This window comes from Sporosarcina sp. CAU 1771, assembly GCF_054482775.1.
The window spans coordinates 31538-55720 of sequence record NZ_JBTLRN010000012.1 but is presented as its reverse complement, the minus strand read 5'-3'; the positions used below and the strand labels follow the sequence as shown (position 1 = coordinate 55720).

Here is a 24183-nt window from a genome sequence, read left to right as displayed (position 1 = left end):
GATGTAAAGATAGATTATAATTAATGGATTAGTTAGGAAGTGATTAGTAATGACAGTGATTGGTTTGATACGACACGGTGTTACGGATTGGAACAAAGAGGGGCGCTCCCAAGGGAGATCCGATATACCTTTAAATGATGAGGGTATTGAAATGGCGCATCGTATTGCTAAGAGGCTTGCAAAAGAAAATTGGGACGTTATTTATACAAGTCCGTTGCAACGTGCCAAAAAAACAGCAGAAATAATCGCTTTAAACAATCCTGAAATTGAGTTGGTTGTTGATGAGCGTTTAATTGAGGTGAGTGGCGGTCTAGTTGAAGGAACAACGGAGGCGGAGCGAATTGAAAAGTGGGGACAATCATGGAAAACACTAGACATGGAATTTGAACCACATGAAGAAATAATAGCGCGTGGAACTAGTTTAATTGAACATATTAATAAAACCTTCCCGGGAAAACGAGTATTGCTTGTTAGTCATGGTAGCTTTATCAAAAGAATGTTAGCTGAACTTCTACCTACTGAAAGATTTGAAACTAGGCTAGCCAATACTTCACTCACAATAGTTGAGCTGAAAGACCAACAGAAAGAAAATTACTGCAGTTTGTATAATTGTACAGACCATCTTTAATAAGGGGGAAATCAATTGGATACACTTTTATCTATACTAATTATCGGAACTGGCATTTTTGTGTGGTACTCGTTAAAAAAGTTGAAGGAAAAACCTTATATTGTAAATTTCAGTATTTCTGCCATGCTATTATTAATTATCTGGAAAACGGCATTAATGAAGCCGTTAGACACGTTTTCTATTATAGTTCTCATAATCTGCAGCATTGCATGCATCTTTCAATTTGTACTTGGATTAAAAAATATCAAATCGGTTGTGGAATAACTAGAAACAAAGGTTAAGAGATCATAATCTAAAAATAGGTTATTAGAACTATTACTAAGGATACCTTATTGGATTAGTATTATACTATATACTGATTAATTAAAAGAGATTGAAAGGTTAATTAGTAACAAGGAGGATGTTCTTTGAAATCGATCAAAACAAAAATAATATTTAGAGTTTCATTGCTGTTTTTAGTTATTAGCATTGCCATTTTTTCAGTGGTAAGTATTCAAATGCAAAAGCAAACAAAAGAAGTTCTATTAAACCAAAGTGATGTAGCAGTGACCGAAATGAGTAACACAATTGAAAACTTTATTTTGCAATATGAAAAAGCTTTGTTACTTGTTTCAACGAATAAGTCAGTACTGGAATACATAGATACTCAAAACGGTAGTGAGGATATCGATGAAAACATACTATCTACTAATATAGAGAGCACATTTGGGGATTATCTAGAAAACTTTCCATCAGTGGATTTAATGTATTTCGCTTTCGAGAATAAGTTTACAAAGTTTCTCCCTTTTGTGGATGTCGGACCCGATTTCGATCCTACAGTACGTCCATGGTATGAAGCTGCGCTTACTCAAAAGAATCAGGTTGCATGGACGAACCCTTATATTGACGTAGTGTCAGGTGATTATGTAATTACAGGGTCAAAGGCCATAGAGCAAAATGGATCCCTTGTTGGTGTTATTGGGGTAGATATTAGTCTGGCGAGTCTGACGGACAGTATATCAGAAAGTGAATTTGGTTTTAATGGATACCCGTTTTTATTTGATAGTGAAGGTGGGGGAATTGTCCATCCACTTCTCAATCCAGAAGAGGAGGAAATGGTAAACCTATCCTATATTACAGATCTGTTTATCGAAAAAGGTTCCAATGGTATTGGAGACTATAAAGAAAATGGCGAAAGTATGATTGGTATTTTCACCACGCTTCCTGAATTAGGTTGGAAAGTTGGAGCTTCATTTAATGAGAAAGCAATTTCAGATTCGATGAAAGGTACCAAAAACATTGTGCTAGGAATTTTCATTTTATCCTTGCTCATCATGATCGTAATGTTATGGATGCTCATATCAGTATTGGTTAGGCCGCTTAGTGAAATCCGTTCGGCTATGAACAAAGTGGCGGAAGGTGATTTAAATACGAACGCAGAAGTGAAAACAAAAGATGAGTTTGAGGAACTAGCTACAAACTTTAATTCAATGACTAGGAAAGTACGTGAAGTGATTACTGTAGTGAATCGTTCAGTTGACGACGTACGAATTTCTGCAGAGAGCTTAAGTGCTTCTGCTGAAGAAACGAATGCAATTAGTGAACAAATGGCTGGTGCGATTGATGACATCGCTTTAGGTGCTACAAAATCTGCACATGACACAGAAGATGTTACAACAACGGTCGATTTGCTTGGAAGTCAGATAACTGGGATTCAAGAGAAGACCGGTGTTATGACGGAAATAGCGAAGGAAGCCGAGAGTGTTAACGTAGAGGGAAGAAAGCAAGTAGGTCAACTACAATCTTCTTTTAATGACTGGAAATTGAATTTAACCTCTATGGCTGGAGTTATTAATGACTTGGAAATAAAAGTGGGAGCCATCGGAACAGTGATGGAAACAATTACCCAAATATCTGCACAAACAAATTTATTGGCGTTGAACGCTAGTATTGAAGCTGCAAGGGCGGGAGAACATGGAAAAGGATTTGCTGTAGTGGCAAATGAAGTGCGTAAACTTGCTGAACAATCAGCGTTAGCAACTGAAGAAGTAAAAGCTACAGTTACTGAATTACAGCAGGGCTCACGAGAAGTGTCTGTTCAAATGAGAGAAACTGGTGAAACTTTTAATGAACAAGAGATTGTCGTTGAAAATACACGAGAAACATTTACATCGATTTCAAATCTCATGCTAAATCTCGAACAATCAATTGCAAGTGTTTACGGTGAAGTGAATAAAGTAGTAGAACATAAAGACACGGTTATGGAAACGATTGAAACTATGGCAGCGACTGCAGAGGAAACTGCAGCTGCAAGTGAAGAAATCAATGCATCGGCGGATGAACAACTTCATTCAATTCGTGAAGTTGCAAAAGCTGCAGAAACTCTTGCGGATCTAAGTGATGAATTGAAAAAAGCAATTGGACATTTTAGCATTTAGTAGACACTTGTTTTTGAAATGAGGCGAGATAATGAGTGAAAAGAGTTTAAAAGAAATTTATTCTTGGATAAAGGCATTAGTGATTGCTTTTATCCTCGCTATTTTAATCCGCCAGTTCTTATTTACCCCAGTCATCGTATCTGGAGAATCTATGGAGCCAACATTTGAAAATGATAATCGAATCGTTATTGCCAAAGTACACACGCTCAATCATTTTGATATGATTGTTTTCCATGCACCGGGTTCAGAAGATGATTTTATCAAACGTGTCATTGGTCTTGCGCGGGATGTCATTGTTATGAAGAATGATGAACTAATGATTAATGGTAAAGTGTATCAGGAAGATTATGTGCACTCCAATAAAGAGAAGATATTTATAGGGCAAAAGTTGACCCAAGACTTTGAAGTGACTGTTCCTAAAGGACATGTTTTTGTCCTAGGCGATAACCGGAGGCGCAGTAGAGACAGTCGTGACATTGGGTTCATTAATGAAGAGTCTATTGTTGGTAAAGTAGCTTTTCGTTTCTATCCAATGAGAGAAATTGGAATACCTAGGTGAGATTATAAACAAGAGTGTGAGAGAGTATAGCCTGTAGTTGAATGGGGAAAAAATAAAAACGTTTTATATGAAAACCCTTCGCACATTTATTAAAGTGTGAAGGGTTTTTAAGTATGTTTCTAAAAAAATAAGAACTTGTGAATGAAAATAATGGAACTCGACTTTAAAAGAGTAAAGTTCCAATCGAATTCTAAGGTTAGTTAAGAAAGCCGTTATTTAGTGCACACCGTAGTGCCGATATCTTCAAACACTGTTCTATATTCATCGGGAATTTTATTCGTAATTATGCAGTTCGGTGAATTTAGAGGAGCAATTTGGTAAATGCCTCGTCTCCCGAATTTTTCTTCCTCCATTAAGAGAATCCAGGAAGAGGCCATATCTTGAATTTTTCGATATGTAAATGTACTGATTGCGTGGTTGACAGTTATCCCTGCAACTAAATCAGCTCCTGCTGCACTAGTAAATGCCTTATTTACATAAAGATCTTTAAAGTACTCATCTACCTTTTCTGAGCCTGTAGAAATCATACCATCTTGAAAAACAATTTCTCCACCAATAAAAAACACCCTTGAGATAATTGGCGCCAACTCATTTAATGCATTGACGTTATTAGTAACAACAGTAATATCCTTTAGCTCTTTTAATTTCTTTGAAAGCAAATAGCATGTTGCCCCTGAACCTAAAAAAATGGTATCCCCTTTTTCAACATGTTGGAAAGCTAGATTGGCTATGTATTCCTTTACTTCTATATCTTCAATGTAGACATCTGTTTGAGAGGAAGAATTATTTCCTTTCGTATTATTTTCACCTGTATTTAATGTTGCGCCACCGAAGGATTTTGTAAGAAAACCTGCATTTTGAAGAGTGTCTAAATCTTTTCGAATCGTTACTCCGCTAACGCCAAGCAATTCAATTAATAAAGAATTTTTAACGTTTTGATGTTCTAACATAATTTCTTTGATTTTTTCAATGCGCTGAGCTGCAAACATATATATCCTCCTTTTATGTAAAATGGTTTTAGTTTATTAACGAATACTTTCATTTGATTAACATTATAACATAATTAGTTTCAAGTTTAATCTATTATATAAAATTATTTTTTTAAATTAAAAACGAATAACCATATTGTTAATCAATCTACTCTAATCATAATAAAGAAAAATCATTCTAAATAGTATTGACATTTACCATCTTGTTAAATATGATAATGAATAGAAAGTTAAGTAAATGAAACTAAAGAAAGTAATGCAAAGTAATTAAAAGTAATGATTCTTTAAGTAGCTTAAGTAAGTTGTATTTCAGAAAGAGTTTTCTGAGTAATAAAATACTTGAAGCGGTATTAAAATATAGAATTTTAAATTCAAAAAATGGAGATGTTAAACTATGAAAAAAGTAAAAGTAGGTATCGTTGGTTTAGGAAGACTAGGAATGGATCACGCAGAAAATATTGCATTTAAAATTCCGAATGCTGAACTTACAGCAGTATGCAGTGTTATCCAGGAAGAAGTAGACAATGTACAGAAAAAGTGGGGTGTGCCTTACGGATACACAAGCTACGAAGAAATGTTGGAAAATAAAGAACTAGACGCTATTGCGATTATTTCACCATCACCTTATCATTGCAGTCAAATTGAAGCTGCTCTAGATGCTGGGTTTCATGTATTCTCAGAAAAACCACTTGGTGTAACAGTGGAAGAATGTAAAATTGCTGAAAAAGCAGTTGAACGGAATGAAGATAAAGTATTTATGCTTGGTTTCATGAGGCGTGCAGACCCTTCATATGCGTATGCTAAGAAGCAAATTGAAGCTGGTGCAATCGGAAAACCGATTATGGTTCGTGCAACAAGTATCGATCCGGAAAGCACAATTGAAGGTGCGATTAAGTTTGCAGCAACAAGTGGTGGTCTATTTCTTGATATGACAGTACATGATATTGACCTTGCAAGATGGTTTTTACAATCAGATGTTAAATCAATTTATGCAGTCGGTGGATGTTACAAACATGAAGAATTTGCAGAGTACGGTGACGGTGATAACCTAGCAGCTCTCATGCAATTTGAAAATGGCACGATGGCTATGTTCCACTCAGGACGTAACGCAGCACATGGTTACCATGTTGAAACTGAAATTGTAGGAACTCATGGTACGTTACGTATTGGAACGGTTCCTGAGAAAAACCAAGTAATTATATTCGACGATCACGGTGCACGTAAAGAATGTGTATCTGGATTCCCAGAACGATTTAAAGAAGCTTATATTCTTGAGTTACAAGAGTTTATTGATTGTATCGTAGAAAACCGTAAACCGGAAATATCGGTATACGATGGAACGAAAGCTACAGAAGTAGCATTCGCTGCGACAGAATCATTTAGAGAGAATAAGCTCGTATTATTAAATAACGAAAAAGAGGGAAAATAATATGAGGAAACTTAAAGTAGGGATGATTGGATTAGGAAGACTTGGAAGTAAACACGCTGAAAATATAGCGCACAAGATTCCACATGCTGAACTATTTGCGGTTTGTACTCGGACAAAATCGACTGTGGAACAGATTCAGGAAAAGTTAAGTGTTCCTCACGGTTACACGGATTATAATGAAATGTTTGCGAATAAAGAATTGGATGCAGTCGTTATTGCTTCTGCATCCACAGAGCATTGCGAACAGATTGAAGCGGCTATAAAAGCAGGTTTACATGTATTTTGTGAGAAGCCACTCGGAATTACAATCGATGAGTGTAAACGAATTGAAAAGGTTGTCGAGGCGCATCCAAACCAAGTGTTTATGCTTGGTTTTATGCGCAGGTTCGACCCGGCATATGCCTATGCAAAACAGAAAATTGAAGAAGGCGCGATTGGTAACCCAATTCTAATGCGAGGGTATAGTTTGGATCCGAATTCTATGATCCAAGGTTTACTGAACTTTTCTGGAACGAGCGGTGGGCTCTTTATCGACATGGGCGTTCATGACTTTGACCTTGCAAGATGGTTCTTAGGAGGAGAAGCTGAAAGCGTTTACGCTCTAGGTGATTGCTATTTACATGAAGAATTAAAATCCTTTGACGATATTGATAACGGGACAGCTATCATAAAGTTTGATAATGGAAAAATGGGTTTGTTTTATAGTGGGCGTACGGCACCACATGGTTATCATATAGAAGCAGAAATTGTTGGTACACACGGATCGATTCGAGTAAGTCCTGTTCCTGAAAAGAATCAGGTGATGATTTTTAATGAACATGGTGCTGTAAGCGAGTGTGTACCAGACTTTTTAGAGCGCTTTGAAGAAGCGTTTGTTATTGAAATCCAAGAGTTCGTAAATTGCATTATCGAAAATCGCAAGCCAAATGTAACTGCGTACGATGGGACTAAAGCTACGGAAATTGGATTTGCGGCAACACGATCTTTAAAAGAAGAAAAGGTCATTTATTTAGATAATTAAGGGCTGAAAGGAGATCGTTATGAATAGTTTAGCTATTGATTCGGGTAAGAACTTTGATGTAATTGCACTGGGGAGAATCGGGGTTGATTTAAACCCGAATGAAATAAATCGCGGAATGGAAGAAGTTATCTCATTTACTAAAACAATTGGTGGATCACCAGCCAACATTGCTTTCGGAACGGCTCGACTAGGGCTTGAAACGGGCTTTATTGGTAAGGTTTCTAATGATGGTTTGGGTAGGTATTGTTTGAAAGCTCTTGAAGGCGTTCAAGTAGACACTTCAAATGTATTAGTGGACCAAACAGGTGCAATGAATGGAATTGCTTTCACGGAGGTTATTAGTCCAGAAGAATGCAACAACATGCTTTATAGAGACAATGTAGCTGACCTGAAAATAAGTCCGTTAGAAATAGATGAAGCGTATATTAAAAACGCTAAGCTCCTGCTTATTTCAGGAACAGCCTTATCCAAAAGTCCTTCTCGTGAAGCGACTTTCCTAGCAATGGAATATGCTCGAAAGCATAATACTAAAGTTGTTTTTGATATTGATTATCGACCATATTCTTGGACATCTCCGGAAGAAACAGCGATTTACTATAATTTAGCAGCAGAAAAATGCGATGTAATTATTGGTACTCGTGAAGAGTTTGACGCGATGGAGAATTTAACGAATAAAGGGAATACAGATGACCAAGTTACTGCAAAAAAATGGTTTGATTATAATGCTGAAATTGTTGTCATCAAACATGGTAGCGAAGGTTCTCTTGCTTACACAAGAGGCGGGGAAGTTTTCAAGGGAAACGTCTTCCCTACAAAAGTGTTGAAAACATTTGGCGCAGGAGATTCCTTTGCAGCTGGTTTCATGTATGGATTGCTTGCGAATTGGTCTGTGGATAAGTGTCTGGAATTTGGAAGTGCTTCCGCGGCTATCGTTATTTCCAAAAATTCGTGTTCAGAAGCTATGCCGACTAAAGAAGAAGTACATTCTTTTATTGACTCACACAAAGTTTCGCAAGGTGAAGTATGAGAGATATAAAATATGATTTTAGAGAAATAATGAAAGACGCGGCAAACGGAGATTATGCCCTCGCTGCGTTTAACGTGTTCGGTTATGAAGATGCCGCTGCAATTATTGAGGCTGCTGAGGAAATGAATGCTCCTATTTTATTAGCAACGAATAAGTTGGCCATTGATCACGGAACGATTGTCTATTGGGGAAAGATGCTGCGATCACTAGCAGACAACGCATCCGTTCCTGTGTCTGTTCATCTAGACCATGCAAAAGACTATCAAACGGTTGCTCAGGCAATTAAGAGCGGGTATACGTCAGTCATGTATGATGGCTCTCATCTTCCATTTGAAGAGAACGTAGCAAATACGAGAGAGATTGTAAAAATGGCGCAAGCCTTTGGAATTGTCGTTGAAGCTGAAATTGGTAAGCTTTCTTATATGGATATTGAAGGACATGAAACAGAGTACACAGATCCAGAGGAAGCAAAATTGTTTGCTGAACAAACTGACACGGATTGGTTAGCGGTTTCAGTAGGCACCGTGCAAAGAATGCAAACTCAAGATGCAGTCATTCAATTTGACCGTTTGAAGGAAATTGAAGAACGAATCGATCTGCCAATCGTCATTCACGGTTCAACTGGGATTTCAGATGCGGATATGAAAAAGTTAGTCAAAACGAATGTTGCCAAGTTAAATATAGGTACTGCAATTCGACTTGCATTTGGCCAAGCATTATCAGAAGAAGTAAAAAACAATCCAAATGAGTACGATCGTTTGAAATTGTTCGCTGCACCTATGGAAATGGTAAAGCAAGAAGCGAAGCAAAAACTTTCACTCTTAGGATTTTAATCATCTTGAAAAGTAGTGAATAAAAAGACGGAAAATTCAGTGGGTATAACTGTTACAACATTTATCTGGGAGGGAAATAGCTTGAGTAAAATACGTTTAACGATGAGTCAGGCACTTATTAAGTTTCTGGACAATCAATATGTTTCAGTAGACGGAGTAGAGTATAAGTTTGTAAAAGGTGTAATGGGGATTTTTGGACATGGTAATGTGGTTGGTCTTGGTCAAGCTCTTGAACAATATAAAGACATCATGCCGTTCTATCAAGGGAAAAATGAGCAAAGCATTGCACATGCTGCGATGGCTTATGCGAAACAAAAACGACGCAAGGAAATCTATGCGGTTACAGCATCGATTGGTCCAGGATCATCTAACTTAGTAACTGCGGCTGCAACTGCAACTGTTAACCGTATTCCAGTGTTGTTTTTACCATCAGATAACTTTGCAAACAGACAACCTGACCCTGTACTTCAACAAGTTGAAAATGCAACGGACTATACAGTTTCTGTAACAGATTCGTTCAAACCTGTTAGTAAATATTGGGACCGAATTGTTCGTCCTGAACAGCTAATTACAGCGTGTATGCAAGCGATGCGAGTGCTGACAGATCCAGCGGAAACAGGTGCAGTAACACTAGCCCTTCCACAGGACGTTCAAGCAGAAGCATATGATTATCCGGTAGACTTCTTTGTGAAACGTGTACATACAATCGAGCGCAGGCCTGTGTCTGATGAAGCGCTTTTGAAAGCAGTTGAATTAATAGCGAATAAGAAAAAGCCATTTATCATTTGTGGTGGCGGCGTACGATACAGTGAAGCTGCAGAAGAATTGGTAGCATTTGCAGAGAAGTTTAATATTCCATTTGGTGAAACGCAAACAGGTAAAGGAAATATCCCTTGGGATCATTCACATAACTTAGGTGGAGCAGGCGTTTGTGGAACATTAGCATCCAATAAAACTGCGAAAGATGCAGATTTAATCATTGCGATTGGTTCAAGGTTAAATGACTTTGCAACGAATTCAAAGCGTGGTTATCAAAACGAAGACGTCGACTTTTTATCAATTAACGTGAACTCATTGGATGCAGCCAAGTTAAATTCTATATCGGTAGTAGCAGATGCTAAAAAAGCACTTCAAGTACTCTCTGTGAAATTAGAAGAGATGGGTTATCAATCTGACTATAAGGCTAATATTAAGGCAGCTAAAGATGAATGGAACGCAGAACTCCACAAACTTTCGAAGTTAGAAGAAAAAGAAGGACTATCTCAAACGAGAGCGTTAATGGAAGTCAATGATGCACTCGACTCAGATGCAGTTGTTGTTGCAGCATCAGGAAGTTTACCTTCGGACTTGCAACGCATTTGGAAATCAAGTGTTCCGGACACGTATAACTTAGAGTATGGATTCTCATGTATGGGTTACGAAGTTTCAGGTGCAATGGGTGCTAAATTAGCTCACCCAGAACGTGAAGTATACTCATTTGTAGGTGATGGTGGCTATTTAATGGCACATACTGAATTGTACACATGCATCCAAGAAGATATTAAAATAAATGTTCTTTTATTTGATAACAACGGTTTTCAGTGTATCCATAACTTGCAACGTTCACAAGGTGTCGATAGCTTTGGTAACGAATTCCGCCGTCGCGAACCTGAAACAGGTGGATTGACAGGCGACTATGCAGAAATTGATTTTGCTAAAAACGCTGAAAGTTATGGTGCGAAAGCATACACAGTAACGACTGTTGAAGAATTAAAAGAAGCAATTGAACAATCGAAAAAAGAAACGCTCTCGACGTTAATTCACATAAAAGTTCTTCCAGGAACAATGACGGATGGCTATGAAAGTTCTTGGCGGGTTGGGGTTCCAGAAGTATCCGAAAGCGCTGCTGTCCAAAAAGCGTATGAGGAAATGGAAAAAAACTTTAGAGATGCAATCGTCTACTAATAATTTCTTTAGGGGGATATAAAATGTTGTCAAAAGAGAATGTAAAAATAGCTTGTGCACCAATTAACTGGACGAATGATGATTTACCTGAGTTGGGCGGGGAACTTACTTTCGAACAATGTATTAGTGAAATGGCTCTTGCAGGCTATGCAGGAAGTGAAATTGGGAATAAATATCCGAAAGATCCTGCCGTGTTAAAAAAAGCACTCGATCTTCGTCAGTTGCAAATCTGTAACGGTTGGTTCAGTAGTTATTTCACAACGAAACCTCTAGAGGAAACTGTAGAAGCATTTATTGAGCATAGAGATTTTCTTTTTGAAATGGGTGCAAAAGTAATTGGCGTAGGTGAAGTTGGAAGTAGTGTTCACGGTATAGAAAGTGAGCCTCTTTTTACGAACCGTCCACATCTTTCAGATGACCAATTTACAGCACTTGCTAGTGGGTTAGAAGAGATTGGTAAGCTCGCACAAGAAAAAGGTATGGAAGTGGCATTTCATTATCATGTAGGAACTGGAATTGAAACGTTTGAAGAGATTGATAAAGTAATGGAGATGACGGATCCAAATCTAGTTCATCTACTCTTTGACACGGGACATGCGACTGTTGCAGGAGAAAACCCACTTGAAATATTGAAGAAATACGCGCCACGAGTAAAGCATGTTCATATTAAAGATGTTCGTAGCGATATTCTTGAAAAAGTAAAAGGGGAAAACTTAAGTTTTCTTCAAGGAATTAAAGCCGGCCTATTCACAGTTCCTGGAGACGGCGATATGGTGGAAATGGAAGAGGTATTCAACGTATTAAAAGAGTCAAACTATAAAGGATGGATTGTTGTAGAAGCAGAACAAGATCCTAGAGTTGCTGACCCACTTGAATATGCGATCAAAGCACGTAAGTTTATCAAAGAAAAGATGGGCGTTTAATGTAAGAAAACCATTTTGTAAAACTAGTATTCGAACTAGTGAAGATCCCCTATAGAACGTATGGATTTCGATGTATGTATTCATAATTCTACTAGGGGATTTTTAATTAGGCTATGTTAAACAACTCTGTTGATAGTTGATAAAGTATTTGTACACTCCTTGTGGAATAGGAAGCTTGTCGATATCGCTTAGGCGCTTTGTGATGGCCTCCCGTAGGAAGCCCGTCAGAAAGTTCACTGTCGGTCTTCCTACTTCGGCTCACACTTGTCGCTTCTGCGCTGGATTGTTTGGATTCAAGGTTAGTGGCTTTAGGGTAGTGGGACAAGTAGTTATTGTACATTTCCAAGTTGATTGAAGTGGAAGACGGCGACTCCGGGAGGACAACGGGTCAGGTGAAACAACCAACGGGAGATGAGCGAGAGCCGTCACGAAGAACGGCTTTTGCGAATAAAAACGTAGTGTTATGAGCATGTCTTTGCTTTCGGGTTGGTCCACCGCCTGCCCTCCGGAACGCGTTAGGGAAAGATTGCACTTTATCTTTCCGCACTTTGGGTCTGAAACGGAAATCAACGTGTTAGATACACTCACTCAAGCACTATTGTGTAATAAGCTTTATCAACATCATTATTTAACATAGCTTTTAATTAAAGGTAGGATGAACAATACATAGAAAATTGCTAGGAGGAGTTAAATGAAACCTGTATATACATCATTTAGTCAGGCCATAGATGATATCCAAGACGGCGCTACTTTAATGGTAGGCGGTTTTGGATTGGTTGGTATTCCAGAAAATTTAATCAATGCTTTGGTGGAAAAAGGAGTAAAGGATTTAACCGTAATCTCGAACAATTGTGGTGTAGATGACTGGGGATTAGGTTTACTCTTAAAGAAAAAACAAATTAAAAAAATGATAAGTTCATATGTAGGTGAAAACAAAGAATTTGAGCGTCAATTACTCAATGGAGAAATTGAAGTAGAACTATTACCTCAAGGGACATTAGCAGAAAAAATTCGAGCAGGTGGTGCTGGGATTCCTGCATTTTATACACCGGCAGGAGTAGGGACGCCAATCGCTGAAGGAAAAGAAACGAAGATGTTTAACGGGAAAGAGTATTTGTTAGAAGAGGCATTAGTTGCTGATTTTAGTTTAGTGTTAGCTGCCCAAGGCGATAAAATGGGGAACTTGGTTTATAACAAAACAGCGCAAAACTTTAACCCGATCATCGCAACGGCTGGAACGGTAACCATTGCCGAAGTAGAAGAGTTGGTTGAAGTAGGAGCGATTGATCCGGCTGCTGTTCATACGCCAAGCGTGTATGTTCAACGATTGATTGTTGGAGAACAGAAAAAAGTGATTGAAAAAATAACAGTGCGAGACAGCTAAGGGGGGATTTTATCATGCAAAAACAGGTTTCAGCTCGGGAAAAAATTGCAATGCGAGCAGAGAAAGAAATTAAAGATGGGTTTTACGTCAATTTAGGAATTGGTATGCCAACACTTATTGCGAATTATATAAGTGATGATAAGCAAGTTGTTCTTCAATCGGAAAATGGATTGTTAGGAATTGGCGCGTATCCTACTAAAGAAAACGTCGATCCAGATTTAATAAATGCAGGCAAAGAAACGGTCACTGCAATTCCTGGTGCTAGCTATTTTAATAGTGCAGATTCATTTGCAATGATTCGGGGCGGCCATATCGATGTAGCTATATTAGGTGGAATGGAAGTTTCTGAAACTGGTGATCTAGCGAATTGGATGATCCCAGGTAAAATGGTAAAAGGGATGGGCGGCGCTATGGATTTGGTTCACGGCGCAAAGAAAACAATTGTCATTATGGACCATGTGAATAAAAATGGCGAAGCTAAAATATTGAAAACATGTTCATTGCCGTTAACGGGCAAGTCTGTCGTAAATGTTATTATTACAGATCTGGCAGTTATGGAAGTGACTTCAAAGGGATTGAAACTATTGGAAGTAGCAAAAGGCTACTCAGTTGAAGATATTCAAAAAGTTACAGAGCCAAAACTTTACACAGACGAACAATTAAAACTAGAAGCTTTTTAAGAACAACTGATTGTAAAACGAAAGGAAAAGTGATTCGATAATGAGTAAACTCATAATTAAAAGTACGGAACCAAAAGAAGACGGAAGTACACTTAAAGTGACACCTGAATCTGCAGGATGGGATCATGTAGGTTTTGAAGTGTTTAAGTTAGAGGAAGGCCAAGTTTTATCTAAGGAAACTTTAGAGGATGAAAAATGTTTAATTCTCTTAAGTGGCCGTGCGGATGTGAAAACGAAGGAAAGTCACTTTGAAAACATCGGAAAAAGAATGAGCGTTTTTGAATGGATTCCACCTTACTCAGTGTATGTCCCTTCAGATGACCAATATGAAGTAAAAGCTTTGACGAAAGTCGAGTTGGCGGTTTGCTCGGCACCTGGAAAAGGCAATCACAAAGCGCGTCTTATCGCACCTAAAGATGTTGGTGTAGAAGAAAGAGGTTCAGGAAATGTAACGCGTCATATTCACAATATCCTGCCTGAAGAAGAGCCTGCAGATAGCCTTCTTGTAGTAGAAGTGCTTACACCTCAAGGTAGCTGGTCGGGCTTTCCACCACATAAACACGATATAATGGATTTACCAAACGAATCATATCTCGAAGAAACGTATTATCACAAAATAAATCCGCCTCAAGGATTTGCTTTCCAGCGTGTCTATACAGATGATAGGTCTTTGGATGAAACAATGGCAGTTGAAAATGATCAAGCAGTTATTGTTCCCAAAGGGTATCACCCTGTAGCGGCTCCTCCGGGATATGATGTTTACTTTATCAATGTAATGGCAGGTCCTGAACGTGTTTGGAAATTTAAAAATGATCCCCAACACGAGTGGTTTCTAAAGGATACTAAAGTATATTAATAAAAAAGCTTATATAAAAATGACTAATCGTTCAAATACAACGATTAGTCATTTTTTGTTTAGACGATGAACTTCCGTTCGTCATGGTCATCTACATATGGTAAATTAGAGGTACTGTAAGTTAAAGGAGTCACAATTATGAATGATTATTTTGAGCGAAAAAAAAGAGATCTTGGTATCCAGTTAAATGAAGTACAAAAGAAAGCCGTAACGGAAACAGAGGGGCCAATGTTACTTTTAGCATGTCCTGGTTCTGGAAAAACGACAACGCTTATTATGCGTATTGGATATTTGATTGAAGAAAAGAAAGTGGATGCAAAACGTATAAAAGCAATTACGTTTAGCAAGGCTTCTGCGCGGGATATGTCCGAACGATTTCAGCAGTTCTTCCCTGACAGTGATCCTGTTGATTTTTCAACCATACATAGTCTTGCATTTATGATTGCTCGAATGTATTTAGAAAAGCAAGGAATGACTTATGAATTAATTGAAGGTCGCGGCCAAGGGCGTCAATCCATCAATAAAATGTTTTTGTTGAAGAAAATAAGTAAAGAAGTGCTAAGAGATGAATGTACGGATGATGAAATTGCATCACTATCCACGTTTATTAGCTCCATAAAAAATAAAATGTTACTACCTGAAATGTGGAAGAATCTCAAAGGACCGGTTGAAAAAGCTGGCAGTATTGCTTTGAAATATGAAGAATATAAAATGCAACAACAAGGCCATTTACTTTTAGATTTTGATGATATGCTTACCCTAGCTGAAGAGGGTCTTAGAAAAGATGAGCAACTTTGCGAACAAATTCGTGATCGGTATGATTATTTACTAACAGACGAAAGCCAAGATACGTCATTTGTCCAACATAAAATAGTCGAACATCTGGCAAGCTTTCACGGAAACATTTGTGTCGTTGCGGATGATGATCAGACAATCTACACATGGCGTGGAGCAGAACCTGACTACTTGCTGAATTTTAAAAGTGTCTATCCAGATGCACAAGTGCTCATGATGGAGCGTAATTATCGCTCATCAAAAGAAATCGTTGACGTGTCAGCAAAGTTTATCAAGCGAAATGAAAAGCGATATGCGAAAGAAATGCATACCGAAAATGCTGCGAAAATGCCTATCATAATCAAACAATTGGATGATCCGAAAAGGCAACTTGAGTACGTGACTTACGAATTGCTCGGCGAAAAAGAGTTGAAAGAGGTAGCGATTTTATTTCGAAATAATGCATCCTCAACGATGTATGTGAGCGAATTGCATCGGCGCGGCATTCCATTTTACATGAAAGACGCGGACGATAAGTTTTTTAGTCACTGGGTAGTTGAAGATATTCTCAATTTTATGCGGCTTAGTTTTAATACGGAAAGAAAAGATATTTTAGCAAAAGTGATTATGAAGATGAACCTATTTGTGTCTAAGAGTATGGTGACTACATTTACGAATACAGGTACTACTGGAAATGTGTTTGATGTATTTATTAACACGGTTGAATTAAAAGGGAGTCAAATTAAAAAACTAACTCAATATAAGGCCGTTTATTCATCGATTGTAGAGGAAAGACCAGCACAAGTGATTCGAAAAATTCGACAGGATCTTGGGTATGAAGCTGCACTTAAAAGTCGTGCTGAAAAGTTTGGATACCGGATCGATAATATACTTGGTATTCTTGACACACTCGAAGGGATTGCATCTCAGCTACGAACAATGGTTGAATTTGCAAATCGGTTGAAAGAGCTAGAACAAGCCGTACAAAACGCGAAATTTAACCCGGTAGAAAATGCAGTTACATTATCGACATTTCACAGTGCCAAAGGCCTTGAATTCAGAAGAGTGTTCATGATTGATCTGGTTCAGGGAATTATTCCTTCTACTGAAGATGAAATGAACGATACACAGTTAGAAGAGGCGCGACGTCTATTTTACGTAGGTATGACGCGAGCGAAAGAACAGCTTGAATTGCTTTCATTTAAAAGAAATGACAAGGATTATAAAGAAGATTCCAGGTTTTTGAATGAAGTACGGGGTATACTTTTGCCTCCCAAGGTGAACGAGGTCAAAGTAAAAGCGCCGATAAAGAAAATGAACGTTTCAATAAATCCGCACGGAATTCAACATCAGAAGGAGTTGAAAATAGGATTGAACGTCAAACATCGTGTATTCGGGCACGGCGAAATTATTGGTTTAGCACCAACTGAAATCCATATTCAATTTGAAAAAAACGAGAAGAAACTTGATCTCGATACAATTTTATCTAGAGGTTTGTTGGAGAAGGTTTCGATATGAAGCAGGTGCTAATGATTGGGCTAGCTGGAGCCTTAGGTGCATTCGCACGGGTTTCGGTTGGAGAAGTACTGGCTGGAGAATCTGGATTTCCTTTCGCTACGTTTACCGTCAATATTGTAGGTACGTTTGTATTATGTTTTATAATCACAGGTGCTTGGCGTCAATTGCATTTAAGGAAAGAACTTGAAGGTGCCGTAACAACCGGGTTTCTGGGCTCGTTTACAACATTTTCAGCGCTAAGTATTGAGACACTTTTACTCTTTGAAAACGGAAATTATTTGATAGCCCTACTATATGTTGGACTAAGTATCCTAGGTGGTTTAACTGTGGGAATGCTTGGATTCCATTTAGGCAGAATGACGGTGGGGAAATGACCTTCATTGAGATAGTAGTGATCGGTCTTGGTGGTTTTATAGGTGCTGTTTTGCGGTATTTTATTTCACTAAAGTTTCAGAAAGGTACATTGATTGTCAATCTAATTGGTTCATTTTTAATTGGTTGTGTATTTGGGCTGGAATTGCCGCGTGTATGGACATTTTTTCTTGCATCGGGATTAGCAGGTGCGCTGACAACCTTTTCCACAATGAATAAAGAACTAATTCAATTATGGCAAAGTAGCGAAAAAAGAAAAGCCTTCTTATATATAGCATCTATCTATGGTGGTGGTATTTTAATTGCATGGATAGGTTATTCAGTTAGCTTAAATTAGGGCGAATGGTAGAAAGACAAATTATGAGGATGAGCGTACATGAAAAATACGAAAAAAAAGATGAATAAGAAAAAGGGTTTAACATCGATTTTAGCTATTATCATTTTAGCCGTTGTAACAATGTATTTTCCAGAACTTCTTTCTGAGGAAGAGACTACACCTAGTCGTGATGGATTAATTGCCGTGGAACTGGTTAAAACGATTGACGGGGACACGATTAAAGTGAAATATGAAGGTGAAGAAAAAAACGTACGATACTTATTAATAGATACGCCTGAAACAAATCATCCACAACTCGGAAAACAACCATTTGGGGAGAAGGCCAAAGAAAGAAATCGAGAATTGATGAATAGTGGTAAACTTGAAATCGAATTTGATATAGGTGAGCGAATTGACAAATACGGTAGATTATTAGCTTACGTTTATATCGACGGAGAAAGTGTACAAGAAAAATTGATTGAGGAAGGGCTTGCTCGTGTTGGATATGTTTATCCACCAAATACAAAGCATCTCGACGCTTATGAAAAAGCTCAGCAACGGGCAAAAAAAGCAGGAATTGGCATATGGACCCTTGAAGATTATGTGACTGAACGAGGCTTTGATAGCAAAACGTATAAAGAATAGAAAATAGCTTTCTCACAGTTGAATGTGGGAAAGCTATTTTTAATATGTGGTTACTTTTTCTTTTTAGTCATATAGGTTGTCACATAAGATGCACTGGAGAACATATGTGGCATTTTAGAAGCTCCAGATTCGTTAGAGATTAATCGATCTAATTGTTGTGCTGCGGTACTGTTTTTCCAAGTATGATAGCCCGCTGCATCACTCCACTGAGATAGAACAATATACGTGTTGGAATCGATTGGACTGAGTAAACGAAATGCAACGTTTCTTTGTTGTAAATCAACTGAATCCAACCATTTTGAAATTTGGTGTTCAAAAATAGGACGTCCTTCATCTGTTACGGGAATGTTATTGAACACAAAGTATCCTTCTTCCGTGAGAGTGCCAGATTCACCAATTGTTTTATATCTTCTCGGTGTTTGAAAGAGTGATTTCCCATTTGTTTCATGTAGAAGAACTGCATTTCCTGCTCCACTCATAACAACCATCGTTTCACTTGGATATTTTTCCCTTAGAGATTTCATGAAGTCAAATGTTCCAGATGTTAAAAAGATATTCATCTAAAAACCCCCTTCTATTGTTAATTACTATAATTCCCTCAATAGTAATAAATGAAACTAAAAATGACGAAACTGTGGCGTAGATGTGTTTACAAATTGATGACAAATGCCCCTTTGCCTATACAATGCGTTCGGGAACGTCTAAAATTATAAATAGATAAAATACTTAGTGAAAGTGGGAACGTATTCATGACTAAATTTAATGATACACTTCTTCGAGCTGCAAGTGGAGAAAAAATTGAACACACACCAGTTTGGTATATGAGGCAAGCAGGTCGATCACAACCAGAATATTTGAAGATTAAAGAAGAACATGGTTCGTTAGAGAATATTGTACGTAACCCTGAACTTTGTGCATACGTTACAAAACTTCCAGTCGATCAATATAATGTTGATGCCGCAATACTATATAAGGATATCGTTACGCCACTTCCTGCAATTGGTGTTGATGTGAAAATAAAGGCTGGAGTAGGTCCGGTCATTAGTAATCCAATCCGTTCAGTACAAGATGTTACGAATCTTGGTGAAATTTCCCCGGAAGATGATATTCCTTATGTGTTAGAAACAATTAAAATGTTGACACAAGAGCAATTAAACGTTCCATTAATCGGTTTCGCAGGCGCACCATTTACACTTGCGAGCTATATGATTGAAGGAGGTCCTTCAAGAACGTTTAACTTAACAAAGTCATTCATGGTGTCAGAGTCAGAAGCGTGGTTTGTACTTATGGACAAACTTGCTGAAATGACGATTACTTATGTAACTGCACAAGTAAATGCAGGTGCAAAGGCGATTCAAATCTTTGATTCGTGGGTAGGTGCATTAAACGTTGCAGATTATCGTATTTTCGTTAAACCGATTATGACGCATATTTTCACAGAATTAAAAAAGTTAAATGTTCCACTAATTACATTTGGAGTAGGTGCAAGTCACCTTGCGAATGAATGGCATGACCTTCCAGTAGATGTTGTTGGTCTGGACTGGCGTTTGCCGATCCAAGAAGCAGGTGCACGTGGTTTAACAAAACCTCTACAGGGGAACCTAGATCCATCTCTTTTACTCGCGGACTGGAGCATTATCGAAGAACGTGCAAAAGTGATCATTGAGCAAGGTGTAGCACACGGTAATCACATATTTAACCTTGGTCACGGTGTATTCCCGGATGTTAAACCGGCGACATTGAAAAAACTAACAGAACTGGTTCACACATATAGCACAGAGTTGCGCAACGCACAAAATTAATAAGAGGTGACATAATGACGAAGAAGAAAATGGGTTTATTAGTAATGGCATACGGTACACCGAACAAAGAAGAGGATATCGAATCCTACTACACGCATATTCGCCGTGGACGTCCACCTGCTCCTGAGCAACTGGAGGATCTACAAAACCGATATGCTGCAATTGGCGGAATATCACCTCTAGCTAAAATAACAAACGAACAAGCAGATGCACTTTGCGAGCGCTTGAACGCTGTACAAGACTCAATTGACTTCAAGGTGTATGTTGGTCTAAAACACATTACACCGTTCATTGAGGAAGCTGTGGAAGCAATGAATGAGGATGGAATTGAAGAAGCGGTATCCATCGTCCTTGCTCCTCACTTTTCAACATTTTCTGTAAAGTCGTATAATGGACGCGCTCAAGAAGAAGCTGAAAAATACGGCATGCAGATTACTTCAGTTGAAAGCTGGTATAAAGAACCTAAATTCATCCAGTATTGGACGGATAAAGTACGTGAAACGTATGCTGCGATGAGTGACGAAGAAAAAGCGAAGGCGTGCTTAATCGTTTCTGCACATTCACTTCCTGAGAAAATCATTGCAAACGGTGATCCATATCCAGAACAACTGAAAGAGACGGCAGATTTAATCGCTCAATCAGCTGGAATCGAAAATTATGAGATTGGTTGGCAAAGTGAAGGTCAAACTCCGGATCCTTGGTTAGGGCCAGATGTTCAAGATTTGACACGTACTTTACATGAGGAAAAAGGGTATACAACATTTGTATACACACCGGTTGGATTTGTTTCAGACCATTTAGAAGTTCTTTACGACAATGACTATGAGTGTAAAGTTGTTTGTGATGAAATCGGAGCAAATTATTATCGTCCGGAAATGCCAAACACACATCCCTTATTTATCGATGCAATGGCAGAAACAATATTTTCAAAGCTAAATGAAAAGAAATAATAACGAAAGAACGTGATGATGGACATGAACGAACAACGTAAAAAAGTCGTCATCGTCGGCGGAGGAATTACAGGGCTTTCAGCGGCGTTTTACTTACAAAAAGAAGCACGCGAGAAAAATCTTCCTCTTGATGTACTCCTTATCGAAGCGTCGAATCATCTTGGAGGAAAAATCCAAACGGTTCGACGGGATGGTTTTGTTATAGAACGTGGTCCGGATTCGTTTTTAATTCGTAAAAAGAGTATTGGGATTCTTGCAAAGGAACTTGGGATAGAAAGTGAGCTTGTAAAGAATGCAACGGGGCAGGCCTATATATTGCTGAATCGGGAGTTACATCCTATTCCTGAGGGGTCAGTTATGGGAATCCCGACTCAAGTCGGTCCGTTTATGAAGTCAGGCTTATTTTCATTGGCTGGGAAACTCAGAGCGGCTGGTGATTTATTTCAACCACGCTCAGCGAACGATGACGATCAATCAATGGGTTCTTTCTTTAGAAGACGATTTGGTAGGGAAGTTGTTGAAAACTTGATTGAACCTTTATTCTCTGGGGTTTATGCCGGTGACATTGATAAAATGAGCCTTCAGTCCACTTTCCCACAGTTTTTTGAAGTGGAGAAAAAACACCGTAGTCTTATTTTGGGGATGATGAAAACAGCTCCGAAGCAATTGCCTACAAAAAGTGAATCAGGCATTAAAAAAGAAGGAGTTTTCCATACTTTCCGCAATGGCCTGAGCACATTGGTGGAAGTGATGGAAGAGCAACTTGAACCAAACACTGTGATGAAAAGCATCAAAATTGATGCTATCAATCAGCCGGAACCGAACTCTAATAAGACGATTCTGAGTTTGAATGACGGGCGGAAAATTGAGGCAGACGCTGTTGTGATGTCAATTGGTCACGCTGGAGCTAGTCGATTATTCGCTCCACACGGTATACTCCGAGAGTTAGGCGAAATACCAACGACTTCAGTTGCTACAATTGCCTTAGCTTACCCTGAGGAAGCCGTTAAGTTGGAGCATGAAGGAACTGGGTTTCTCGTTTCAAGAAGCAGTGATTATTCAATTACAGCATGTACATGGACGCATCGTAAATGGCCAACATCAACACCTGACGGTAAAGTGCTTATCCGTGCTTTTGTTGGGCGAGTAGGTGACGAAGCGATTGTTGACTTGCCTGATGCTGAAATCGAAAAAATTGTCCAGTCTGATTTGAATAATATATTGGGGATTCAAGCGAAACCGGATTTCTCAATAATTACTCGATTTAAAGAAGATCGACCTCAGTACCGCGTTGGACATAAGCAGTTAATCGAGGCGGCTCGTCAAGAGTTAAAGAGTAAATTTCCATCTGTTAAGCTTGCCGGAGCATCTTATGAAGGTGTTGGATTACCGGATTGTGTAAATCAAGGAAAAGCAGCAGTCGATGAGATTCTTCAAGAGATATTTTAATAAAGGGTGCTAGCTATTCACACAATTTTGAAGTTAAAAATTGTGTGAGCGGCTAGCACCCTATTTTTGAATCATTCACAAACAAGAACTTGTCTTGAAAACGTACCTTTTTTGGCAACGCATCGGTCGAGAATCGTAAAGCCTGCTTCAATAATCATCGAGTCGATTGTTTCAATCGTGACAATGACAATTTTTTTAGTAAATCGACGCGCTTGTATCAAAATATCAAGTTGTTGTTCCGTAGTGATATGTGTGAAGAGATTGTAAGGCATATCGATAATTGTGACATCGTACGCAGTTTCAACATCCGCGATCGGTCCAATAACAACTTCACCTTTCAAATGAAAGTGAGCAATGTTTTTTCTCGAACCTAAGACAACAAGCGGATTAATATCTCTACCCGTGATATCAATTCCCATAGATAGGGCCTCGACAAGCACGGTTCCTATACCACAACACGGATCGATTGCACGTATACCTTCTGGGTGTGGAACGGCAATGTTAGCAACAGCCCTAGCAACCCGAGTACTTAATGCGGTTGAATACATATGTGGCTTTTGCTGATGTTGAAACCAAATGTTTTCACTTTCAATGTACTTACCGAAATACCATGTATTATCTACAAATACAATACCTAAAATACATGTCGGATTGTCTAAGTCAGGCTCACCATTAATACGCAATCCGATTTCACGTTCCAATTTACGACGGTCAGAGTGACCGATCTTTTCTGTTGAATTAAGTTCAATGGTATTTAAGCAAGCAACTTTGAACGTTTCTGTATGCAATTCAAACTGTTCGACTTGATCTAGAAGTGCATCGAAATCTTCATTTTCATATAGAACTTCTAACCGCTCTTTCATAAAAGGACTTCGGTTTGGTTCAATTTCAACTGGACTTAGTAAACAATTTAACAAAGTATCAAAGCCAAAAAAGGCGCGCATTTCCATTCGACATAAATCGAACTCGTCTTTATGTTGTACGTATGTGTATATGAATTTCTGTTCTTTCAAAAACTTCCCATCCTTACTCAATATCTCGAATTAAATTAAAAATGAACGTGTAGATTATTTGATATGCCTCATCGAAAGACAACGTATCATTAAATCCCTCTACGTAATCTAAAGCGAAGTTTATATCCCATAGTCCATCCGCATCTGAGAACATTACACTATATTTCACGCCTTCACCTTGTAAGTTTGCATCAAGATATGCTTTGATCTCTGGACCGTATTTCTTTTGGAGTCTCAAGCCCAAGAGTGCCGTATATGTTTTGAATACATCATCAAGTTCAAGTGCAATCGCATCTACTCGAATAAGCTCTAAGGTGGTTGATTCCACATAAACAAATTCATTTCGATGTTGTGTAAGGTGAGAAATCGCTTGTTTTAGAAAGTCTGAAGTCTCTGTATGAAGGAGTTCTTCTGTTTCTTTATCGCAGCGTTCAATTACTTGAAAATGAAATTCTTTAGATGAAACGAAAATCCCGTCAGTAAGCATTTGATGCTCTTCAGCAAAGTCTTTTTCGATGTCGAATAGCTCAATTTTATCTTCATTTAAATTTTTAGCAAAATACTGCTCCATTTGTTTCTTTAACATAATCAATGATCTGCTACTAAAAACATAGAAGAATGTATTTATTTTTCTACGCTAGACAATTTCCTGCT

At 38.3% G+C, this 24183-nt stretch carries 24 protein-coding genes; 20 read left to right on the top strand and 4 right to left on the bottom strand.

What is annotated here, in order from left to right; translation table 11 throughout:
* Positions 1 to 49: 49 nt before the first annotated feature.
* The 4 genes from ACXYMX_RS09905 to lepB all read left to right on the top strand — a co-directional run bounded on the left by ACXYMX_RS09905 (position 50) and on the right by lepB (position 3604).
* Positions 50 to 628, top strand: coding sequence for a histidine phosphatase family protein (locus ACXYMX_RS09905; RefSeq protein ID WP_459044092.1), 579 nt, complete (start codon positions 50 to 52; stop codon positions 626 to 628).
* 15 nt (positions 629 to 643) lie between these two features.
* Positions 644 to 892 carry a hypothetical protein gene (locus ACXYMX_RS09900; protein WP_459044091.1) on the top strand — a complete coding sequence of 83 codons (249 nt, stop codon included), beginning with the start codon at positions 644 to 646 and terminating at the stop codon, positions 890 to 892.
* A 143-nt stretch (positions 893 to 1035) separates the two neighbouring features.
* Positions 1036 to 3045 carry a methyl-accepting chemotaxis protein gene (locus tag ACXYMX_RS09895; protein ID WP_459044090.1) on the top strand — a complete coding sequence of 670 codons (2010 nt, stop codon included), beginning with the start codon at positions 1036 to 1038 and terminating at the stop codon, positions 3043 to 3045.
* Positions 3046 to 3076: 31 nt separating this feature from the next.
* Positions 3077 to 3604, top strand: coding sequence for a signal peptidase I (lepB, locus tag ACXYMX_RS09890; protein ID WP_459044089.1), 528 nt, complete (start codon positions 3077 to 3079; stop codon positions 3602 to 3604).
* A 212-nt stretch (positions 3605 to 3816) separates the two neighbouring features.
* Here lepB and ACXYMX_RS09885 read toward each other — a convergent pair whose 3' ends face one another.
* Positions 3817 to 4593: a DeoR/GlpR family DNA-binding transcription regulator gene (locus ACXYMX_RS09885; protein WP_459044088.1), complete on the bottom strand. Its 777-nt coding sequence runs from the start codon at positions 4591 to 4593 to the stop codon at positions 3817 to 3819.
* A 394-nt stretch (positions 4594 to 4987) separates the two neighbouring features.
* Here ACXYMX_RS09885 and iolG (ACXYMX_RS09880) point away from each other — a divergent pair, with 394 nt between their 5' ends.
* The 13 genes from iolG (ACXYMX_RS09880) to ACXYMX_RS09820 all read left to right on the top strand — a co-directional run bounded on the left by iolG (ACXYMX_RS09880) (position 4988) and on the right by ACXYMX_RS09820 (position 18315).
* Positions 4988 to 6022 (top strand): inositol 2-dehydrogenase, encoded by a 1035-nt coding sequence (gene iolG, locus ACXYMX_RS09880; RefSeq protein WP_459044087.1) that lies wholly within the window; start codon positions 4988 to 4990, stop codon positions 6020 to 6022.
* Between the two features lies 1 nt (position 6023).
* Entirely contained in the window at positions 6024 to 7043 is a 1020-nt protein-coding gene (iolG, locus tag ACXYMX_RS09875; protein ID WP_459044086.1) for an inositol 2-dehydrogenase, read from the top strand.
* 19 nt (positions 7044 to 7062) lie between these two features.
* Positions 7063 to 8070 (top strand): 5-dehydro-2-deoxygluconokinase, encoded by a 1008-nt coding sequence (gene iolC / locus ACXYMX_RS09870; protein ID WP_459044085.1) that lies wholly within the window; start codon positions 7063 to 7065, stop codon positions 8068 to 8070.
* Positions 8067 to 8903 (top strand): class II fructose-bisphosphate aldolase, encoded by an 837-nt coding sequence (locus ACXYMX_RS09865; protein WP_459044084.1) that lies wholly within the window; start codon positions 8067 to 8069, stop codon positions 8901 to 8903. The genes iolC and ACXYMX_RS09865 overlap by 4 nt, the downstream gene beginning before the upstream one ends.
* 81 nt (positions 8904 to 8984) lie before the next feature.
* Positions 8985 to 10847 (top strand): 3D-(3,5/4)-trihydroxycyclohexane-1,2-dione acylhydrolase (decyclizing), encoded by a 1863-nt coding sequence (gene iolD / locus ACXYMX_RS09860; RefSeq protein ID WP_459044083.1) that lies wholly within the window; start codon positions 8985 to 8987, stop codon positions 10845 to 10847.
* A 23-nt stretch (positions 10848 to 10870) separates the two neighbouring features.
* Positions 10871 to 11770, top strand: coding sequence for a myo-inosose-2 dehydratase (gene iolE, locus ACXYMX_RS09855; protein ID WP_459044082.1), 900 nt, complete (start codon positions 10871 to 10873; stop codon positions 11768 to 11770).
* Positions 11771 to 12461: 691 nt separating this feature from the next.
* A complete protein-coding gene (locus ACXYMX_RS09850) occupies positions 12462 to 13154 on the top strand; it encodes a CoA transferase subunit A (protein WP_459044081.1) in 693 nt (230 codons plus the stop codon).
* 14 nt (positions 13155 to 13168) lie between these two features.
* Positions 13169 to 13834 carry a CoA transferase subunit B gene (locus ACXYMX_RS09845; protein WP_459044080.1) on the top strand — a complete coding sequence of 222 codons (666 nt, stop codon included), beginning with the start codon at positions 13169 to 13171 and terminating at the stop codon, positions 13832 to 13834.
* 40 nt (positions 13835 to 13874) lie between these two features.
* Complete coding sequence (iolB, locus tag ACXYMX_RS09840) at positions 13875 to 14690, top strand: 5-deoxy-glucuronate isomerase (RefSeq protein WP_459044079.1); 816 nt, start codon at positions 13875 to 13877, stop codon at positions 14688 to 14690.
* Positions 14691 to 14828: 138 nt separating this feature from the next.
* A complete protein-coding gene (locus ACXYMX_RS09835; RefSeq protein ID WP_459044078.1) occupies positions 14829 to 16982 on the top strand; it encodes an ATP-dependent helicase in 2154 nt (717 codons plus the stop codon).
* The gene (locus ACXYMX_RS09830; protein ID WP_459044077.1) at positions 16979 to 17356 is read left to right on the top strand and encodes a fluoride efflux transporter FluC; all 378 of its coding nucleotides are present in this window, start codon (positions 16979 to 16981) and stop codon (positions 17354 to 17356) included. The genes ACXYMX_RS09835 and ACXYMX_RS09830 overlap by 4 nt, the downstream gene beginning before the upstream one ends.
* Positions 17353 to 17691: a fluoride efflux transporter FluC gene (locus ACXYMX_RS09825; protein ID WP_459044076.1), complete on the top strand. Its 339-nt coding sequence runs from the start codon at positions 17353 to 17355 to the stop codon at positions 17689 to 17691. Before ACXYMX_RS09830 ends, ACXYMX_RS09825 begins: the two co-directional genes overlap by 4 nt.
* A gap of 39 nt (positions 17692 to 17730) precedes the next feature.
* A complete protein-coding gene (locus tag ACXYMX_RS09820) occupies positions 17731 to 18315 on the top strand; it encodes a thermonuclease family protein (protein WP_459044075.1) in 585 nt (194 codons plus the stop codon).
* A gap of 50 nt (positions 18316 to 18365) precedes the next feature.
* Here the strand turns inward: ACXYMX_RS09820 and ACXYMX_RS09815 are convergent, their stop codons facing one another.
* On the bottom strand, positions 18366 to 18875 hold the full coding sequence (locus tag ACXYMX_RS09815) for an antibiotic biosynthesis monooxygenase family protein (RefSeq protein WP_459044074.1): 510 nt from the start codon (positions 18873 to 18875) through the stop codon (positions 18366 to 18368).
* Positions 18876 to 19064: 189 nt separating this feature from the next.
* On the opposite strand from ACXYMX_RS09815, the gene hemE reads away from it, so the two are divergent.
* Genes hemE through hemY form a run of 3 tightly spaced genes read left to right on the top strand, consistent with a single transcriptional unit; the run spans position 19065 to position 22516 of the window.
* Entirely contained in the window at positions 19065 to 20117 is a 1053-nt protein-coding gene (gene hemE / locus ACXYMX_RS09810; RefSeq protein ID WP_459044073.1) for a uroporphyrinogen decarboxylase, read from the top strand.
* A gap of 14 nt (positions 20118 to 20131) precedes the next feature.
* A complete protein-coding gene (hemH, locus tag ACXYMX_RS09805; RefSeq protein ID WP_459044072.1) occupies positions 20132 to 21067 on the top strand; it encodes a ferrochelatase in 936 nt (311 codons plus the stop codon).
* A gap of 24 nt (positions 21068 to 21091) precedes the next feature.
* Positions 21092 to 22516 (top strand): protoporphyrinogen oxidase, encoded by a 1425-nt coding sequence (hemY, locus tag ACXYMX_RS09800; protein ID WP_459044071.1) that lies wholly within the window; start codon positions 21092 to 21094, stop codon positions 22514 to 22516.
* Positions 22517 to 22587: 71 nt separating this feature from the next.
* Here hemY and ACXYMX_RS09795 read toward each other — a convergent pair whose 3' ends face one another.
* The gene (locus ACXYMX_RS09795; RefSeq protein ID WP_459044070.1) at positions 22588 to 23529 is read right to left on the bottom strand and encodes a TRM11 family SAM-dependent methyltransferase; all 942 of its coding nucleotides are present in this window, start codon (positions 23527 to 23529) and stop codon (positions 22588 to 22590) included.
* A gap of 13 nt (positions 23530 to 23542) precedes the next feature.
* Positions 23543 to 24115: a branched-chain amino acid aminotransferase gene (locus tag ACXYMX_RS09790; protein ID WP_459044069.1), complete on the bottom strand. Its 573-nt coding sequence runs from the start codon at positions 24113 to 24115 to the stop codon at positions 23543 to 23545.
* Between the last annotated feature and the right edge of the window lie 68 nt (positions 24116 to 24183).

What these genes read in the sequence shown, in the direction of transcription:
- ACXYMX_RS09905 (WP_459044092.1), top strand. Translation starts at nt 50, where the DNA reads ATGACAGTGATTGGTTTGATACGACACGGTGTTACGGATTGGAACAAA.
- lepB (WP_459044089.1), top strand. Translation starts at nt 3,077, where the DNA reads ATGAGTGAAAAGAGTTTAAAAGAAATTTATTCTTGGATAAAGGCATTA.
- ACXYMX_RS09885 (WP_459044088.1), bottom strand. Translation starts at nt 4,593, where the DNA reads ATGTTTGCAGCTCAGCGCATTGAAAAAATCAAAGAAATTATGTTAGAA.
- iolG (WP_459044087.1), top strand. Translation starts at nt 4,988, where the DNA reads ATGAAAAAAGTAAAAGTAGGTATCGTTGGTTTAGGAAGACTAGGAATG.
- iolG (WP_459044086.1), top strand. Translation starts at nt 6,024, where the DNA reads ATGAGGAAACTTAAAGTAGGGATGATTGGATTAGGAAGACTTGGAAGT.
- iolC (WP_459044085.1), top strand. Translation starts at nt 7,063, where the DNA reads ATGAATAGTTTAGCTATTGATTCGGGTAAGAACTTTGATGTAATTGCA.
- ACXYMX_RS09865 (WP_459044084.1), top strand. Translation starts at nt 8,067, where the DNA reads ATGAGAGATATAAAATATGATTTTAGAGAAATAATGAAAGACGCGGCA.
- iolE (WP_459044082.1), top strand. Translation starts at nt 10,871, where the DNA reads ATGTTGTCAAAAGAGAATGTAAAAATAGCTTGTGCACCAATTAACTGG.
- ACXYMX_RS09850 (WP_459044081.1), top strand. Translation starts at nt 12,462, where the DNA reads ATGAAACCTGTATATACATCATTTAGTCAGGCCATAGATGATATCCAA.
- ACXYMX_RS09845 (WP_459044080.1), top strand. Translation starts at nt 13,169, where the DNA reads ATGCAAAAACAGGTTTCAGCTCGGGAAAAAATTGCAATGCGAGCAGAG.
- iolB (WP_459044079.1), top strand. Translation starts at nt 13,875, where the DNA reads ATGAGTAAACTCATAATTAAAAGTACGGAACCAAAAGAAGACGGAAGT.
- ACXYMX_RS09835 (WP_459044078.1), top strand. Translation starts at nt 14,829, where the DNA reads ATGAATGATTATTTTGAGCGAAAAAAAAGAGATCTTGGTATCCAGTTA.
- ACXYMX_RS09830 (WP_459044077.1), top strand. Translation starts at nt 16,979, where the DNA reads ATGAAGCAGGTGCTAATGATTGGGCTAGCTGGAGCCTTAGGTGCATTC.
- ACXYMX_RS09825 (WP_459044076.1), top strand. Translation starts at nt 17,353, where the DNA reads ATGACCTTCATTGAGATAGTAGTGATCGGTCTTGGTGGTTTTATAGGT.
- ACXYMX_RS09820 (WP_459044075.1), top strand. Translation starts at nt 17,731, where the DNA reads ATGAAAAATACGAAAAAAAAGATGAATAAGAAAAAGGGTTTAACATCG.
- ACXYMX_RS09815 (WP_459044074.1), bottom strand. Translation starts at nt 18,875, where the DNA reads ATGAATATCTTTTTAACATCTGGAACATTTGACTTCATGAAATCTCTA.
- hemE (WP_459044073.1), top strand. Translation starts at nt 19,065, where the DNA reads ATGACTAAATTTAATGATACACTTCTTCGAGCTGCAAGTGGAGAAAAA.
- hemH (WP_459044072.1), top strand. Translation starts at nt 20,132, where the DNA reads ATGACGAAGAAGAAAATGGGTTTATTAGTAATGGCATACGGTACACCG.
- hemY (WP_459044071.1), top strand. Translation starts at nt 21,092, where the DNA reads ATGAACGAACAACGTAAAAAAGTCGTCATCGTCGGCGGAGGAATTACA.
- ACXYMX_RS09790 (WP_459044069.1), bottom strand. Translation starts at nt 24,115, where the DNA reads ATGTTAAAGAAACAAATGGAGCAGTATTTTGCTAAAAATTTAAATGAA.